At 38.4% G+C, this 16,741-nt stretch carries 16 protein-coding genes, 1 rRNA gene and 1 riboswitch; of the genes, 15 read left to right on the forward strand and 2 right to left on the reverse strand.

All coding sequences use genetic code 11. The annotated features are described in order from the left end of the window. Positions 1 to 7: 7 nt before the first annotated feature. The 15 genes from rrf (at position 8) to purD (ending at position 14,580) form a co-directional block, all read left to right on the forward strand. Positions 8 to 125, forward strand: a 5S ribosomal RNA gene (gene rrf / locus ACWNMZ_RS22190). A 413-nt stretch (positions 126 to 538) separates the two neighbouring features. Next, on the forward strand, positions 539 to 1,084 hold the full coding sequence (locus ACWNMZ_RS22195) for a DUF2179 domain-containing protein (protein ID WP_048718364.1): 546 nt from the start codon (positions 539 to 541) through the stop codon (positions 1,082 to 1,084). After that, positions 1,077 to 1,274 carry an NETI motif-containing protein gene (locus ACWNMZ_RS22200; protein WP_048718362.1) on the forward strand — a complete coding sequence of 66 codons (198 nt, stop codon included), beginning with the start codon at positions 1,077 to 1,079 and terminating at the stop codon, positions 1,272 to 1,274. Before ACWNMZ_RS22195 ends, ACWNMZ_RS22200 begins: the two co-directional genes overlap by 8 nt. Positions 1,275 to 1,381: 107 nt before the next feature. Beyond that, positions 1,382 to 1,483: riboswitch (purine riboswitch) on the forward strand. A gap of 124 nt (positions 1,484 to 1,607) precedes the next feature. Next, the gene (gene purE, locus ACWNMZ_RS22205; RefSeq protein ID WP_048718360.1) at positions 1,608 to 2,096 is read left to right on the forward strand and encodes a 5-(carboxyamino)imidazole ribonucleotide mutase; all 489 of its coding nucleotides are present in this window, start codon (positions 1,608 to 1,610) and stop codon (positions 2,094 to 2,096) included. Then, complete coding sequence (gene purK / locus ACWNMZ_RS22210; protein ID WP_192840952.1) at positions 2,083 to 3,237, forward strand: 5-(carboxyamino)imidazole ribonucleotide synthase; 1,155 nt, start codon at positions 2,083 to 2,085, stop codon at positions 3,235 to 3,237. The genes purE and purK overlap by 14 nt, the downstream gene beginning before the upstream one ends. 3 nt (positions 3,238 to 3,240) lie before the next feature. After that, a complete protein-coding gene (gene purB / locus ACWNMZ_RS22215) occupies positions 3,241 to 4,533 on the forward strand; it encodes an adenylosuccinate lyase (RefSeq protein ID WP_048718358.1) in 1,293 nt (430 codons plus the stop codon). A gap of 136 nt (positions 4,534 to 4,669) precedes the next feature. Beyond that, positions 4,670 to 5,389, forward strand: a complete 720-nt coding sequence (gene purC / locus ACWNMZ_RS22220; RefSeq protein WP_235252045.1) for a phosphoribosylaminoimidazolesuccinocarboxamide synthase — start codon at positions 4,670 to 4,672, stop codon at positions 5,387 to 5,389. After that, the gene (purS, locus tag ACWNMZ_RS22225; RefSeq protein ID WP_016205034.1) at positions 5,382 to 5,636 is read left to right on the forward strand and encodes a phosphoribosylformylglycinamidine synthase subunit PurS; all 255 of its coding nucleotides are present in this window, start codon (positions 5,382 to 5,384) and stop codon (positions 5,634 to 5,636) included. Before purC ends, purS begins: the two co-directional genes overlap by 8 nt. After that, the gene (gene purQ / locus ACWNMZ_RS22230) at positions 5,633 to 6,319 is read left to right on the forward strand and encodes a phosphoribosylformylglycinamidine synthase subunit PurQ (protein WP_235252046.1); all 687 of its coding nucleotides are present in this window, start codon (positions 5,633 to 5,635) and stop codon (positions 6,317 to 6,319) included. Before purS ends, purQ begins: the two co-directional genes overlap by 4 nt. Then, entirely contained in the window at positions 6,303 to 8,519 is a 2,217-nt protein-coding gene (gene purL, locus ACWNMZ_RS22235) for a phosphoribosylformylglycinamidine synthase subunit PurL (RefSeq protein WP_449598897.1), read from the forward strand. Before purQ ends, purL begins: the two co-directional genes overlap by 17 nt. Beyond that, on the forward strand, positions 8,504 to 9,916 hold the full coding sequence (gene purF / locus ACWNMZ_RS22240) for an amidophosphoribosyltransferase (RefSeq protein ID WP_048718351.1): 1,413 nt from the start codon (positions 8,504 to 8,506) through the stop codon (positions 9,914 to 9,916). The genes purL and purF overlap by 16 nt, the downstream gene beginning before the upstream one ends. Before the next feature lie 139 nt (positions 9,917 to 10,055). Then, positions 10,056 to 11,087 carry a phosphoribosylformylglycinamidine cyclo-ligase gene (gene purM / locus ACWNMZ_RS22245; RefSeq protein ID WP_031539691.1) on the forward strand — a complete coding sequence of 344 codons (1,032 nt, stop codon included), beginning with the start codon at positions 10,056 to 10,058 and terminating at the stop codon, positions 11,085 to 11,087. 16 nt (positions 11,088 to 11,103) lie between these two features. Next, a complete protein-coding gene (purN, locus tag ACWNMZ_RS22250; RefSeq protein ID WP_031539688.1) occupies positions 11,104 to 11,688 on the forward strand; it encodes a phosphoribosylglycinamide formyltransferase in 585 nt (194 codons plus the stop codon). A gap of 71 nt (positions 11,689 to 11,759) precedes the next feature. Next, the gene (purH, locus tag ACWNMZ_RS22255; RefSeq protein ID WP_082169284.1) at positions 11,760 to 13,295 is read left to right on the forward strand and encodes a bifunctional phosphoribosylaminoimidazolecarboxamide formyltransferase/IMP cyclohydrolase; all 1,536 of its coding nucleotides are present in this window, start codon (positions 11,760 to 11,762) and stop codon (positions 13,293 to 13,295) included. A gap of 28 nt (positions 13,296 to 13,323) precedes the next feature. Further along, positions 13,324 to 14,580, forward strand: coding sequence for a phosphoribosylamine--glycine ligase (gene purD, locus ACWNMZ_RS22260; RefSeq protein ID WP_349204687.1), 1,257 nt, complete (start codon positions 13,324 to 13,326; stop codon positions 14,578 to 14,580). A gap of 735 nt (positions 14,581 to 15,315) precedes the next feature. On the opposite strand, the gene ACWNMZ_RS22265 is transcribed toward purD, so the two are convergent. Next, positions 15,316 to 16,200 carry an SDR family oxidoreductase gene (locus ACWNMZ_RS22265; protein WP_441131836.1) on the reverse strand — a complete coding sequence of 295 codons (885 nt, stop codon included), beginning with the start codon at positions 16,198 to 16,200 and terminating at the stop codon, positions 15,316 to 15,318. 111 nt (positions 16,201 to 16,311) lie between these two features. After that, on the reverse strand, positions 16,312 to 16,689 hold the full coding sequence (locus tag ACWNMZ_RS22270; protein WP_065429138.1) for a YgaP-like transmembrane domain: 378 nt from the start codon (positions 16,687 to 16,689) through the stop codon (positions 16,312 to 16,314). Positions 16,690 to 16,741: the final 52 nt, after the last annotated feature.

The raw sequence follows: 16,741 nt of genomic DNA on the forward strand, positions 1-16,741 counted from the left end.
AAATAAGTCTGGTGGCGATAGCGAGAAGGTCACACCCGTTCCCATACCGAACACGGAAGTTAAGCTTCTAAAGCGCCGATGGTAGTTGGGGGTTCTCCCCCTGTGAGAGTAGGACGTCGCCAGGCCACTAAAAGACCTAAAAGCTTTATTGCTTTTAGGTCTTTTTTTACGTAAATAAAATACTAAATCAGAACAGATGCGCTAACTAGTGATGAGTAATAGATTATATCTTTGTGACTTTAGACAATATATTAAATTGGGGACATAGCTACTTCATTTCGCTAATTCATCCTATTACTTCGTACTTAAACATCAAATAATGGAGTTAACAATTATATATCTCCTTACTAAAATAAATGAAGAAATCAGCCACAATATTAGTGAGTTTTTTCAAAAAAAAACCGACTTTCTTCTATTATATATATTTTCAGATTTATCTGTTTTTTATTGAAGAATATAAAATTGTTTACTTCTTTCTTATTAGGTAATAATAAGTATAATATTGGAATAGTAAATACATATGGGAGTGAGCAAATACATGCTTGAAAATAGTGTTACGATGGTATTGATTATTCTCATAATCAATATTGTCTACGTTTCTTTTTTTACGATACGAATGATTTTAACTTTAAAGGGCCAACGTTATTTAGCTGCATTTATCAGCATGATAGAGGTAGTCATTTATGTTATAGGTTTAGGGTTGGTTTTGGATAATTTGGATCAAATTCAGAACTTAGTTGCCTATGCTATCGGATATGGTATAGGAGTAATTGTTGGAATGAAAATTGAGGAGAAGCTAGCTTTAGGATATATAACAGTTAATGTTATAACAAAGGAATATGATAGAGATTTGCCTAATTCTTTAAGAACTAAAGGATATGGTGTAACAACATGGGCTGCACAGGGGCTAGAAGGCGATCGTATGTCTTTGCAAATATTGACTCCTCGAAAATATGAATTAAAATTATATCAGACAATTAAAGAGTTGGACCCAAAAGCATTTATAATTGCATATGAGCCAAAAGCGATTTATGGTGGATTCTGGGTGAAAAGTGTTAAGAAGGGAAAATTGTTTAATGAGTAAGAAAAAAAGATTTGAAGTACAAATAAATGAGACGATTAATGATTGTCTAGAAAGAATGAAGAAGGAAGGTTATACGCCAATAAAACGGATGGAAAAGCCGGTTTTTAAGGAAATAAAGGTGAATGGTCAAATGTCTTATGAGCCAGTATCACAACAAATTATCTTTGAAGCAATACAGCTAGAAGGTTAAATCACGAACAATAAAATCATATTTATATTAATTGTTCGACATTTACTGTTGACAATATATAAATATGCTTGTTAAGATGGTATAGTGTTAATTAAAAAAGACGGAAATAAAATAAATTAAATAGCCCTCATATAATAATGGGAATATGGCCCATAAGTTTCTACCCGGTAACCGTAAAATACTGGACTATGAGGGAAAGTGAATGAAAACGAGCTGAAAAAAGTAGAGTATACTTTATTCAGGTTTATTTAAGCTCTGGACAGATACTTTCTCTCTTTTAGTGTAGAAAAGTGTTCTGGCTAGGGCTTTTTAAATGGAATCAGGAGGGAGAACATGACCGCATCTGTTGGTGTTATCATGGGGAGTAAATCAGATTGGGAAACAATGAAGCATGCGTGTGGAATATTAGATCAACTGGAAGTAGATTACGAGAAAAAAGTGGTCTCTGCTCATCGTACTCCTGACTTAATGTTTGAATATGCCGAAAGCGCGAGAGATAGAGGAATGAAAGTAATTATTGCCGGAGCAGGTGGAGCGGCACATCTTCCAGGCATGATTGCGGCTAAGACAACTTTGCCTGTTATAGGAGTTCCTGTTCAATCAAGAGCTTTAAATGGACTGGATTCTCTATTATCAATTGTACAAATGCCTGGTGGAGTGCCAGTTGCTACTGTAGCAATTGGTAAAGCTGGTGCGACGAATGCAGGACTTCTTGCAGCCCAAATACTAGGTGCTACAGACTTAGAATTAGCAGAAAGACTTTTTTCCATGAGAGAAAGAACAAAAAAAGAAGTAATGGAAAGTAGTGATGAGCTTGTCTAATAAAGTAATACTGCCAGGTCAAACAATTGGTATTATAGGTGGCGGTCAGTTAGGACGAATGATGGCAATCGCTGCAAAAGCACAAGGGTTTAGAATTGCAGTATTAGATCCAACCGAAGATTCTCCTTGTGGGCAAGTAGCTGATTATAAAATTATCGATGCCTATGATAGTTTATCAGCTATAAAAAAATTAGCAGAAGTAAGTGATGTAATAACTTATGAATTTGAAAATATAGATGCAGCTTGTCTAGATTGGTTAACCAATAATGCTAACGTTCCACAAGGTTCTGCTGTTCTTGAAATTACACAGGATCGAGTAAAGGAAAAAAAAGCAATAGAGCAAGCTGGAGTTAAGATAGCTCCATATGTAGTTGTTGAAAAAACAAGTGATATTTATAGTGGTTTAGCACAATTAGGCTATCCAGCTGTTTTAAAAACAGCCCGTGGAGGTTATGATGGAAAAGGCCAATATGTTATTAAAGAAAGCAGTCAAATAACAGAAGCGGAAAAGCTTTTAAACAATGGAGTTTGTGTATTAGAAAAATGGATTCCTTTTAATAAGGAAATATCGGTTATTATCACTAGAAGTGGAAAGGGAGAGGCTACTGTTTTTCCAGTTAGTGAAAATATCCATCTTAATAATATTTTGCATGAATCAATCGTTCCGGCTCGAATTAGCGACGTGGCAAAAGACTTAGCGATTGAAAAAGCAAGTAAGCTTGCTGAGAATCTACATTTAGTAGGAACACTAGCAGTAGAAATGTTCCTGACAGAAGACGAAGAGATTTATATTAATGAGTTGGCTCCTAGACCACATAATTCTGGGCATTATACAATTGAGGCGTGCGAGACTTCACAGTTTGAACAGCATATCCGTGCGGTGTGTAATTGGCCGTTAGCGAGCACTAGACTATTAAGACCTGCTGTCATGGTTAATATTCTCGGTCAACATCAAGGACAGATGATTGATAGGATTCCTGATTTACAGGATTGGAAAATTCATCTTTATGGAAAACTGGAACCAAAGGAAAATAGGAAAATGGGGCATGCAACCTTACTTCGCTCATCTGTTGAAATAGCATTAGATGAAATCGAGAATACAAACGTATGGAATGTGCAGACAGAAAAAATCGGAGGATAAACAATGATCGATCGTTACACAAGACCAGAAATGGGAAACATTTGGACAGAGGAAAATCGCTTTAAAGCATGGTTAGAAGTAGAAATTTTGGCATGTGAAGCTTGGGTGAAGCTTGGTGAAATCCCAGCAGAAGATGTTAAAAAGATCCGCGAAAATGCTTCGTTTGATATCGAGCGCATTAAAGAAATTGAGCTAGATACAAGACATGATGTTGTAGCATTTACAAGAGCAGTATCTGAAACACTAGGAGAAGAAAGAAAATGGGTACATTATGGTTTAACTTCTACAGATGTTGTTGATACAGCACTTTCATACTTAATTAAACAAGCAAATGAGATTATATTAAAAGATGTAGAGAACTTTATTGAAGTTTTGAAGAATAAAGCACAAGAACATAAATACACCGTTATGATGGGGCGTACACATGGAGTTCATGCTGAACCAACTACTTTTGGCCTAAAGCTTGCCCTATGGTATGAAGAAATGAAACGTAACCTTGAAAGATTTAAAGCAGCAGCTGAAGGAATTGAATATGGCAAGATTTCCGGTGCGGTAGGAACTTATGCTAATATTGATCCCTTTGTGGAGCAATATGTATGTGAAGAATTAGGATTAAAACCAGCACCGATTTCTACGCAAACGTTGCAACGTGATCGTCATGCGGATTATATGTCTACTCTAGCTTTAATCGCTACTTCTATTGAAAAATTCGCAGTGGAAATTCGTGGATTGCAAAAAAGTGAAACAAGAGAGGTAGAAGAATTTTTCGCTAAAGGACAAAAAGGGTCTTCTGCTATGCCGCATAAACGTAACCCAATCGGTTCAGAAAACATGGCAGGTCTTGCACGTGTTATTCGTGGTTATATGCTAACAGCGTATGAAAATGTCCCATTATGGCATGAAAGAGATATTTCCCATTCTTCTGCAGAGCGTATCATTATTCCAGATGCAACGATCGCATTGAATTATATGTTAAACCGTTTCAGCAATATCGTGAAAAACCTAACTGTATTCCCTGATAACATGAAGCGTAATATGGATCGTACGCTTGGTTTAATTTACTCACAACGAGTATTACTTGCGCTAATTGATAAGGGGCTTACAAGAGAAGAAGCGTATGACACTGTACAGCCTAGGGCAATGGAATCTTGGGAAAAGCAAGTACCGTTCCGTCAGCTAGTAGATAGCGATGCAGTAATTTCTTCTAAGTTAACAAAAGAAGAAATTGATGATTGCTTTGATTATCACTTCCATATTAAACATGTTGATACGATTTTTGATCGTCTTGGATTATAAAAAAATAAGAGCTGTCACATAAAATGACAGCTCTACTACAAACAGTTGAAACTGAATATACCGAATTTTAAGCAAGATAGCGCAAGTAAGAATTTTTCGTTTTATCCCTAATTTTTTTGATAAGGAGACTCTTCAAATGGAAAAGAGAGCTTTATTGTATGAAGGAAAAGCAAAAAGAGTGTATAAAACTTCAGATGAGGATATTGTTTGGCTGGAATATAAAGATTCCGCTACTGCCTTTAATGGTGAGAAGAAAGCGACTATAACAGGCAAAGGTCGATTAAACAATGAGATTACTAGTTTACTATTCTTAAAGTTAAAAGACTTTGGTATTCCATCACATTTTGTCGAAAAATTGTCCGAAACGGAACAGCTTGTAAAGAAAGTGGATATTATCCCATTAGAAGTAGTTGTTCGTAATCTAGCAGCGGGAAGTTTTTCAAAAAGATTAGGAATAGAAGAGGGCAATCCGTTATCAAAGCCATTGGTTGAATTTTACTACAAGGATGATGCACTAGGGGATCCAATGATTACGGAAGACCATATCGAAGAATTAAAGCTTGCATCAACAGAGGAAGTTGCATTTTTAAAGAAAAAGGCACTAGAAGTAAACGAAGTATTAAGCAAATTTTTTGGTGAACTGGGAATTAACTTAGTGGATTTCAAATTAGAATTTGGAAAAGACAAAGATGGAAATATTCTTCTTGCTGATGAAATTTCGCCAGATACATGCCGACTTTGGGATAAAGAAACAAATGCGAAATTAGATAAGGATGTATTCCGTCGTGATTTAGGTAATCTAACAGATGCATACGAAAATATTTTAGCGAGACTAGGGGGAAGTCAACATGTTTAAGGTTAAAGTATATATCACATTGAGAGAAAGTGTATTAGATCCACAAGGTAATGCAGTGAAGGGATCTTTGCATTCGTTAAATTATAAAGAAGTAGAAGATGTACGTATCGGTAAATACCTAGAGTTAACAATTGATAAATCAGAAAGAAATATAGATGAGCTAGTGAAGGAAATGTGTGAAAAGCTACTTGCTAATACAGTAATTGAGGATTACCGCTATGAGGTGGAGGAGGTTGTTGCACAGTGAAGTTTGCAGTAATCGTATTTCCAGGATCCAATTGTGATGTTGATATGTTCCATGCGGTAAAGGATGAGCTTGGAGAAGAAGTAGAATATGTATGGCATGATACAGATAGTTTAGAAGGATTTGACGGAATATTGCTACCTGGAGGATTCTCTTATGGTGACTATCTTCGTACAGGAGCGATTGCAAGATTCAGTAATGTAATGAAAGAAGTAGTGAAAGCAGCAGAAGCAGGCAAACCAGTTCTTGGTGTATGTAATGGATTCCAAATATTATTAGAAGCAGGTTTACTGCCTGGTGCAATGAGAAGAAATGAAAGTTTAATGTTTATCTGTAAGCCAGTTGAACTACAGGTAGCAAATAATAATACGATGTTCTCCTCTGCATATAAGGAAAACGAAGTAATCACTGTCCCGATTGCGCACGGAGAAGGCAATTACTACTGTGATGAAGAAACATTAGCCAACTTAAAAGCAAATAATCAAATTGTCTTTACTTATAATGGTACAAATCCAAACGGAAGTTTAGAAAATATTGCTGGAATCACAAATGAAAAAGGAAATGTCCTTGGCATGATGCCACATCCAGAAAGAGCAGTAGATGAGCTATTAGGTGGAGCAGATGGTCTGAAAATATTTAAATCAATCGTTAGTCAGTGGAGGGAAGCAAATGTCGTTCAGCTTTGAGCCAAGTCCAGAACAAATTAAATCAGAAGAAATTTACAAACAAATGGGTGTGACGGATGAAGAGTTTGCGATGGTAGAAGGAATTCTTGGTCGCCTTCCTAACTATACAGAGATCGGGTTATTTTCCGTTATGTGGTCAGAACATTGTAGTTATAAAAACTCTAAGCCTGTATTAAAGAAGTTTCCGATAACAGGACCTCAAGTATTACAAGGACCTGGTGAGGGTGCAGGGATTGTAGATATCGGCGATGGCCAAGCGGTAGCGTTTAAAATCGAAAGCCATAACCATCCATCAGCTATTGAACCATATCAAGGAGCTGCAACAGGTGTAGGTGGAATTATCCGTGATGTATTCTCGATGGGGGCAAGACCAATTGCTATTCTTAACTCTTTACGATTTGGAGAATTGGATAATGAACGTACGAAATATCTATTTAAAGAAGTAGTTGCAGGAATTGCTGGCTATGGTAACTGTATTGGTATTCCGACAGTTGGCGGAGAAATTGCTTTTGATGATTCCTATGCAGGCAACCCGCTTGTTAATGCAATGTGTGTTGGTTTAATTAATCATGAGGATATTAAAAAAGGCCAGGCACACGGTGTTGGTAATACGGTAATGTATGTTGGTGCAAAAACAGGTCGTGACGGTATTCATGGTGCGACATTTGCTTCTGAAGAATTAACAGAGAACTCCGATGAAAAGCGTCCTGCTGTTCAAGTAGGAGATCCATTTATGGAAAAGCTTCTTCTTGAAGCGTGTCTTGAATTGATTCAATCAGATGCATTAGTTGGTATTCAAGATATGGGTGCTGCAGGACTGGCAAGCTCTAGTGCAGAAATGGCAAGTAAAGCAGGTTCTGGTATTGAAATGAATTTAGACTTAGTTCCACAGCGTGAAACAGGAATGACTGCCTATGAAATGATGCTTTCTGAATCACAAGAACGTATGTTGATTGTTGTGAAAAAAGGAAGAGAACAGGAAATCAAAGATCTTTTCCATAAATATGATTTAGAGGCAGTAGCAATTGGTGTTGTAACAGATGATAAAATGCTTCGTCTTCTTCATAAGGGAGAAGTAGTAGCAAATGTTCCAGCAGATGCTTTAGCAGAGGATGCACCTGTCTATCATAAGCCATCTAGTGAACCCGCTTATTACCGGGAGTTCCAAGTGATGGAAAACTATATTCCTACTGTAAAGAACTATGGGGAAACACTTATTAATCTATTAAAGCAGCCTACTATTGCAAGCAAAGAGTGGGCTTATGATCAATATGACTATATGGTTCGTACTAATACAGTAGTTGCACCAGGTTCTGATGCAGCAGTAGTACGTATTCGCGGAACGAAAAAAGCTTTAGCAATGACAACAGACTGTAATGCGAGATACTTATACTTAGACCCAGAAACAGGCGGCAAGATTGCAGTAGCAGAAGCAGCTCGCAATATCGTATGTTCTGGTGCAGAACCACTTGCTATTACTGACAACTTGAATTTTGGAAATCCAGAGAAACCGGAGATTTTCTGGCAAATTGAAAAAGCAGCAGACGGAATTAGCGAAGCTTGCTTAGCATTAAATGCACCAGTAATCGGCGGGAATGTCTCTTTATATAACGAAACGAATGGAACAGCTATTTACCCTACTCCTGTTATTGGAATGGTTGGATTAGTAAAAGATACGAAAGATATCACTACACAAAGTTTTAAAGCAGCTGGGGACTTAATCTATGTGCTCGGAGAAACAAAAGCAGAGTTTGGTGGAAGTGAATTGCAAAAAATGCTAGAAGGATCTATTTCTGGAAAAGCACCTTCCTTAGACTTAGAAGTGGAAAAAGCTTATCAACAAGCAGTTCTAGAAGCAATTCGCACAGGCGTTGTTGAGTCCGCTCATGATTTAGCTGAGGGTGGTTTGGCAGTTGCTGTTGCAGAAAGCTTAATTAGCTCAAAAGGCTTAGGAGCAAAAGTTAATGTTAAAGAAGATGCAGTAACAGCACTTTTCAGTGAATCACAATCACGTTTCTTGCTTTCTATTAAACCAGAAAACAAAGAGACTTTTGAAAAATTAGTTCCTGCTACACTAGTAGGAGAAGTTACAGATACAGCCGTTCTTACCATAAGCCAAGGGGAAACTATTCTAGTAAATGAACAGGTTGATTCGTTAATGGATGCCTGGAGAGGAGCAATTCCATGCTTGCTGAAATAAGAGGGTTAAACGAAGAATGTGGCATTTTTGGTGTTTGGGGACATGAGGATGCATCTCAATTAGCATATTATGGACTGCATAGCCTACAGCATCGTGGCCAAGAAGGAACTGGTATTGTAGCAACAGATGGGGAAAAGTTAAAAGGAATTAAAGGAGAAGGGTTAGTCTCCGAAATTTTTACCCAAGAAGCAATTAAAGAATTGTCTGGAAAAGCTGCAATTGGGCATGTACGTTATGCAACAGCAGGAGGCGGAGGATATGAAAATGTCCAGCCTCTTCTGTTCCATTTCCAAAGCGGAAGCATGGCACTTGCCCACAACGGAAATTTGGTAAATGCGACAGCTTTAAAAAGCCAGCTTGAAGCACAAGGAAGTATTTTTCAAACAAGCTCTGATACAGAAGTTCTTGCCCATTTAATTAGAAGAGGCGGTTTTTCGGCATTTAAGGAAAGAGTGAAAAATGCGCTGACAATGATAAAAGGAGCGTATGCTTTTCTTATCTTAACGGAAACAGAATTAATGGTTGCCCTAGATCCAAATGGCATGCGTCCCCTTTCTTTAGGAAAATTAGGAGATGCGTATGTTGTTGCATCTGAAACATGTGCATTTGACGTAGTCGGAGCGGAGTTTGTTCGTGATATTTTACCAGGCGAACTTTTAATCATTGATGACAACGGCTTCCGTTCAGAGATGTTCTCTGTCGCTTCTAATATTGCCATGTGCACAATGGAGTATGTTTATTTCTCTAGACCGGATAGCAATATAAATGGAATCAATGTGCATACTGCTCGTAAAAATCTTGGGAAAAGATTAGCAATCGAGGCACCTATTGAAGCAGATGTAGTAACTGGAGTACCGGATTCTAGTATTTCAGCAGCAATCGGATATGCGGAAGCTACTGGTATTCCGTATGAGCTTGGTTTGATTAAAAATCGCTATGTTGGTCGAACATTTATTCAGCCTTCCCAGTCTCTTCGTGAGCAAGGTGTTAAGATGAAGCTTTCTGCTGTACGCGGAGTAGTAGAAGGAAAAAGAGTAATTATGGTCGATGATTCAATCGTTCGTGGCACAACAAGTAAACGTATTGTGACTATGTTAAGAGAAGCAGGAGCAACAGAAGTGCACGTCCTAATCAGTTCCCCACCAATTAAAAATCCTTGCTTCTATGGAATTGATACATCAACAAAAGAAGAGTTGATTGCATCGAAATATTCAGTAGAAGAACTTCGTGAATTAATTGGAGCTGACTCTCTTATCTTCCTAAGCACAGAAGGAATGATTGATGCAATTGGCAGAACAGATGATGGGGAAAATAGAGGACATTGCCTTGCTTGCTTTACTGGTAGGTACCCAACAGAAATTTATCCCAACGCGGATCATCCATACGAGAAAGTATAAAGATAAGAAGCTAAGATCCAAATGGAATGAAAAAAATTATACTTCTTTAACTGTTAAAAATAAAAGAAAAGCGGCATGAATAAATGTCGCTTTTCCACCTGAATCAAACTAGACTTTTCGATATTTTAGGAGGCATAAAATGGCTGAAGCTTATAAACAAGCAGGAGTTAATATAGAGGCAGGCTATGAAGCAGTGACAAGAATGAAAAAGCATGTGAAAAAAACAACTCGTCCAGGTGTTATGGGTGGATTAGGCGGATTTGGCGGCATGTTCGATTTATCTGTCCTTCATTTAAATAATCCTGTTTTGGTATCAGGGACAGATGGAGTAGGAACAAAGTTAATGCTTGCTTTTATGCTTGATAAGCATGACACAATTGGAATTGATGCTGTGGCAATGTGTGTGAACGATATTGTCGTTCAAGGGGCAGAACCTATCTATTTCCTTGACTATATTGCTTGTGGAAAAGCAGACCCTAGTAAAATCGAGGCGATTGTCAAAGGAATTGCAGATGGCTGCGAACAAGCCGGCTGTGCTTTAGTTGGCGGTGAAACTGCTGAGATGCCAGGAATGTATGATGAGGAAGAATATGATTTAGCAGGATTTGCTGTCGGAGCTTGTGAAAAAGAAAAGCTAGTAACTGGCGAAAAAATCCAAGCTGGAGATGTATTGATTGGCCTAGCATCAAATGGAATTCATAGCAATGGCTACTCTCTTGTCCGAAAATTATTTTTTGACAAAGCCAATATGTCTCTATCTGATTATATCGAGGAATTCGGTTGTACGTTAGGAGAAGAATTGATCAAGCCGACTAAAATTTACGTCAAATCAGTGCTATCTGCTTTAAAGGAATTTGAGATTAAAGGTCTTGCTCATATTACTGGCGGCGGCTTTATCGAAAATATTCCAAGAATGCTTCCAGAAGGCTTCGGAATGGAACTGGATGAATCAAACTGGGAAGTACCAGCTGTTTTTGAAAAAATGGAGCAAATTGGTGAAATCGATCGTAAAGAAATGTATAACATCTTTAATATGGGCACTGGAATGGTGCTTGCTGTCAGCAAAGAAGAAGAGGAGCAAGTAATTGACCATTTTACTCGTATTGGGGAAAAGGCGTATACAATTGGTAAAGTAACAGATGACGGGGAAATAAATATCATCCTCAAATAGTGTTGGAGGAATGTATATGAAGCGGATTGCTGTTTTTGCTTCTGGTAATGGTTCAAACTTTCAGGCAATAGTAAATGCGGTAAAACGAGAGGAGCTAAATACCTCTATTACCCTATTAGTCTCTGATAAACCGGGAGCTTTTGTTATTGATAGAGCGATGAAGGAAGAAATACCTACCTTTGTTTTTGCAGCGAAGAATTATCAGGAAAAGGCAAACTATGAACGAGAGATTTTAAAGCATTTAAAAGCAAATGAAGTTGACTTAATTGTTCTAGCAGGATATATGAGATTAATAGGTGAAACACTTTTACAAGCTTATTCTGGAAAAATTATCAATATTCACCCGTCGCTATTGCCAGCTTTTCCAGGCAAGGACGCAATTGGCCAAGCATTAAAGGCTAAAGTTTCGCAAACAGGCATCACGATTCATTACGTTGACGCTGGAATGGATACAGGCCCCATCATTGCCCAAGAGGCCATTACTTTGTCAGACAAAGAAACAAGAGAAAGCATTCAGGAAAAAATTCAAGCATTGGAGCACCGACTTTATCCAAGCGTTATACAACACTTACTTCATAAAAAAGAAGTATTCCATCAATAGACGAACAGATAAACTAAAAAGACCATCATACTTAAGATATCAACAGGCATGAAATATCAGGGGGAATAATGATGAAAAAAAGAGCGTTAATTAGTGTTTCTGATAAAACAGGTATTACAGATTTTGCAAAAGAGCTACATGAATTAGGATTTGAGTTAATTTCTACAGGCGGAACAAAAAAAGCAATTCAAGATAGTGGGATTCCTGTAATGAGTGTTAGCGAGGTCACTGGATTTCCTGAAATTCTAGAAGGAAGAGTGAAAACATTAAATCCGTATATTCATGGTGGGTTGCTTGCGAAATTTAATGAGCCAAGCCATATTGCCCAATTAGAAGAGCATAAAATTGACCCAATTCAAATCGTTTGTGTTAATTTATATCCTTTCCAACAAACGATTGCTAAGCCAGATGTAACGGTGGAAGATGCGATTGAAAATATAGATATCGGCGGACCAACAATGCTTCGTGCTTCAGCAAAGAATCACCAGTATGTAACGGTAGTGGTAGATCCTGTTGATTATCAAACCGTTATTTCTGAATTAAAGCAAGATAAGGAAGTATCGTTTGAAACGAGACGAAGACTTGCAGCAAAAGTATTCCGTCATACAGCAGCTTATGATGCTATGATTGCAGAATATATGACAGAGCTTACGCAAGAAGAAACACCAGAAAAATTAACAGTTACATATGAGTTGAAGCAATCCTTGCGCTATGGAGAGAATCCACATCAAAAGGCAGCATTTTACCGTAAACCACTTGGATCTGATTTCTCGATTGCTAATGCAACTCAATTACATGGAAAAGAACTATCTTATAACAATATCAACGATGCAGATGCAGCAATCCAAATTGTAAAAGAGTTTGCAGAGCCTGCTGCAGTTGCGATTAAGCATAGTAATCCATGTGGAGTTGGAACAGGAGAAGATATTTTTACTGCTTTCACAAAAGCTTTTGAAGCAGATCCAGTTTCTATCTTCGGTGGGATTATTGCGTTAAATAGAGAAGTAGATGCAGAGACAGCTCAAAAACTACATGAAATTTTCTTAGAAATTGTTATTGCCCCTTCTTATTCCCAAGAGGCTTTAGACATTTTACAAGGAAAGAAAAATATTCGTTTATTAACGATTCCTTTTGAAACAGGTAGCAGCAAAGAAATGAAATTCACTTCTATTGAGGGTGGATTATTAACACAAGATTTTGACCGCTATTCTTTAGATGATGCAACGATTACAATCCCTACAGAGAAGAAACCTACAGATGAAGAGTGGGAAGCTCTTAAATTCGGCTGGAAAATCGTTAAGCATGTTAAATCAAATGCAATTGTAGTGAATAACAAAGAAATGACACTTGGGGTTGGTGCTGGCCAAATGAATCGCGTCGGGTCTGCAAAAATTGCCTTAGAACAGGCTGGTGAGAAAGCAGTGGGTGCAGTGTTAGCATCTGATGCATTTTTCCCAATGGATGATACGGTTGAAGCGGCTGCCAAAGCAGGAGTTACAGCGATTATTCAAACAGGTGGAAGTATTCGTGATGAAGATTCCATCAAAAAAGCAAATGAATATGGAATTGCAATGGTATTAACAGGAGTAAGACATTTCAAACATTAATATCTTTAAGCTTGGGGGATATAAGAGAATGAAAGTACTCGTTATTGGCCGCGGTGGTCGGGAGCATGCAATTTGTACAAAAATAAGGGAAAGTGAAAAAGTGGAAACTGTTTTTGTGGCGCCAGGAAATGTTGGAATGACCGATGTCGCAGAACGTATTGCGATAGAAGAAACAGAGGTAGCGAAACTGGTCGATTTTGCCTTAACGCAAAAGATTGATTTAACTATTGTAGGTCCAGAAGTACCGTTACTTCTTGGGGTGGTTGATCAGTTTCAAGCTGCTGGCTTAAAAGTTTTTGGCCCAAATCAACGTGCCGCTGAAATAGAAGGAAGCAAATCATTCGCTAAAGACTTAATGAAGAAATATCAAATTCCAACTGGAGAATACCAAACTTTTTCTGATTATAAGGCGGCGAAAGCGTATATTGAGGAAAAAGGTGCACCAATTGTTATTAAAGCAGACGGATTAGCAGCAGGAAAAGGTGTAACTGTTGCAATGAACATGGAAGAGGCACTAGAGAGCATCCAGGAAATGCTTGTTGGCGAAAAATTCGGAAGTGCTTCTGCAACAGTCGTTATTGAGGAATTTTTAGCTGGCGAAGAATTTTCTTTAATGTCCTTTGTGGATGGAGATACGGTAATACCTTTGGAAATTGCCCAAGATCATAAACGTGCCTTTGATGGAGATAAAGGGCCAAATACAGGGGGGATGGGAGCTTATTCTCCTGTTCCACACATCGATCCAGAAATCGTGCAAACGGCAATTGAAACAATAGTCAAACCAACTGCAAAAGCGATGATAGCAGAAGGCAGAACATTTACAGGCATTTTATATGCTGGCTTAATCGCTACAGATAAAGGGCCAAAGGTAATCGAATTTAATGCAAGACTAGGTGATCCAGAAACACAAGTTATCTTACCGCGCATGAAGTCCGATTTAGTGGAAGTTATTTTGTCTGTATTAAATGGAGACACTCCAACTATTGAATGGTATGAAGAGGATATGCTAGGAGTAGTTATTGCGTCAAAAGGCTATCCGGAGGCATATGAAAAAGGCGTTGTTATCCATGGCTTAGACAAAATGGAAGATGTCTCTATTTTTCATGCTGGAACGAACTTAAATGAAGCAGGGGCATTTACAACCGATGGCGGTCGAGTTTTATTAATTGCTGCCAAGAGCCATACTTTAAAAGATGCACAGGATAAAGTATATAAAGAGCTAGAGAAATTAGAGAGCGATGGCGTTTTTTATCGAAATGACATCGGCTTTAAAGCGATAAAATAAGAAGGAATCTCCGTATGTAGCATTGATTTAGTCGATGATTGCATATGGGGATTCTTTTGTTAATGGTATATGGTGTGGTAATAGAGGAAGAGGAAGCGTCTCTGAGCCCAAAATCAAGCAAAAGCGCCCTTCAAGGTAACAGAGGAGTCGTCTCTGAGCCCAAAATCAAGCAAAAGCGCCCTTCAAGGTAACAGAGGAGTCGTCTCTGAGCCCAAAATCAAGCAAAAGCGCCCTTCAAGGTAACAGAGGAGTCGTCTCTGAGCCCAAAATCAAGCAAAAGTCGTCTTCGAGGTAACAGAGGAAGCGTCTCTGAGCCCAAAATCAAGCAAAAGTCGTCTTCGAGGTAACAGAGGAAGCGTCTCTGAGCCCAAAATCAAGCAAAAGCGCCCTTCAAGGTAACAGAGGAGTCGTCTCTGAGCCCAAAATCAAGCAAAAGTCGTCTTCGAGGTAACAGAGGAGTCGTCTCAGAGCCCGAAATCAAGCAAAAGTCGTCTTCGAGGTAACAGAGGAGTCGTCTCAGAGCCCGAAATCAAGCAAAAGTCGTCTTCGAGGTAACAGAGGAGTCGTCTCAGAGCCCGAAATCAAGCAAAAGCCGTCTTCAAGGTAACAGAGGAGTCGTCTCAGAGCCCAAAATCAAGCAAAAGCGCCCTTCAAGGTAACAGAGGAGTCGTCTCTAAGCCCAACAACATAAAAAATCCAACCTCTAGGTAACAGAGACACTTCCCCCATTTAAACTTAAGCCAATTCAATCCCACCGGTAATACCATATATTTGAGCAGTAACATAGCTAGATTCATCAGATGCCAGAAATACATAAGTACTTGATAATTCAACTGGCTGTCCAGCACGTTTCAAAGGTGCTTGCTGGCCGAATGAAGGAATAGCTTCACTTGGCTGTCCACCTGTAATTTGTAAGGCTGTCCAAATAGGGCCTGGTGCAACAGAATTTACTCGGATTCCTTTAGAAGCCAATTGTTTGGCAAGGCCTCGAGTAAAGCCGTTAATGGCGAATTTGGATGGGGCATAATCTAATAAGTTTGGACTTGGATTATAGCCTTGAACAGAGGAGGTTGTGATAATAGAAGCTCCCTTTGGCAAGTATGGAAGTGCCGCTTTCACTACCCAATATAAAGAAAATACGTTTACTTCAAAGGTTTTTCGGAGCTGCTCTGTTGATAAATCTAGAATATCATCAACAGCCTGTTGTTTTCCGGCTACTAAAGCTAATACGTCTAGTCCACCTAATTCCTGATAAGCTTTATCCACTAATTCTTTACAGAAGCTCTCATCACTTAAGTCTCCAGGTATCAGCACTGCCTTTTGTCCCTCTGCTTCGATTAATTTCTTTACTTCATCAGCATCTTCTTGTTCAGCTGGTAAGTAATTAATGGCTACATCAGCACCTTCACGGGCATAAGCAATGGCGGCTGCACGACCAATGCCAGAATCGCCACCAGTTACTAATGATTTTCGTCCTTTTAATCTTCCAGAGCCCTTATAGCTTGTTTCCCCACAATCAGGCTGGGGATCCATTTTAGCTTGTACACCAGGAGGCTCCTGATATTGTTTTGGAAATTCATCATTATAATATAGATCCAATGGATTTTTTGGATTTGCCATTTTATCAACTCCTTCGTTCATTTTATGTTATTGCATTTACCACCTTAAGGCATTCCTAAACATAAACAAGATAAAGGCCATCCGATATATTGGATAGCCCATAGCAATGTTTTATTTTTTCATATCGTCTGGAGAAAATATTTTCTCTGGACTAAACTGTTCCATCATTTCTGCAACTCCATGAGAGGAAGAAGAATCTTTTGCCTCGGAATCGTGGGAAGATGGTGATGGACTGTGAGAGCTTTGATTTTGCGTGTGTTTGTGCTGGAATTTAGGCATCATTTCATCCTTTTTTCCATAAAGCGCAACTAATGGACAATAACGGACGATACCTTCTGCGATTTTCATCCCAGCTAGCAATGCAATTAGAAAATATGATTGTCGATAAGGCTTCTTCGTCATTTTTGCCGTGCTCCATGCAAGGAATGCACAACCACAAGTAATACGAATAAGCGCATTAATTAAACTTATATTTTGTTTTGGATTCATAAGTTTCGTTCCTCCTACATAAATTTAACAAAACAGTAATATGAATTAATAT

The sequence above is a fragment of the Niallia sp. Marseille-Q9988 genome, assembly GCF_976954375.1.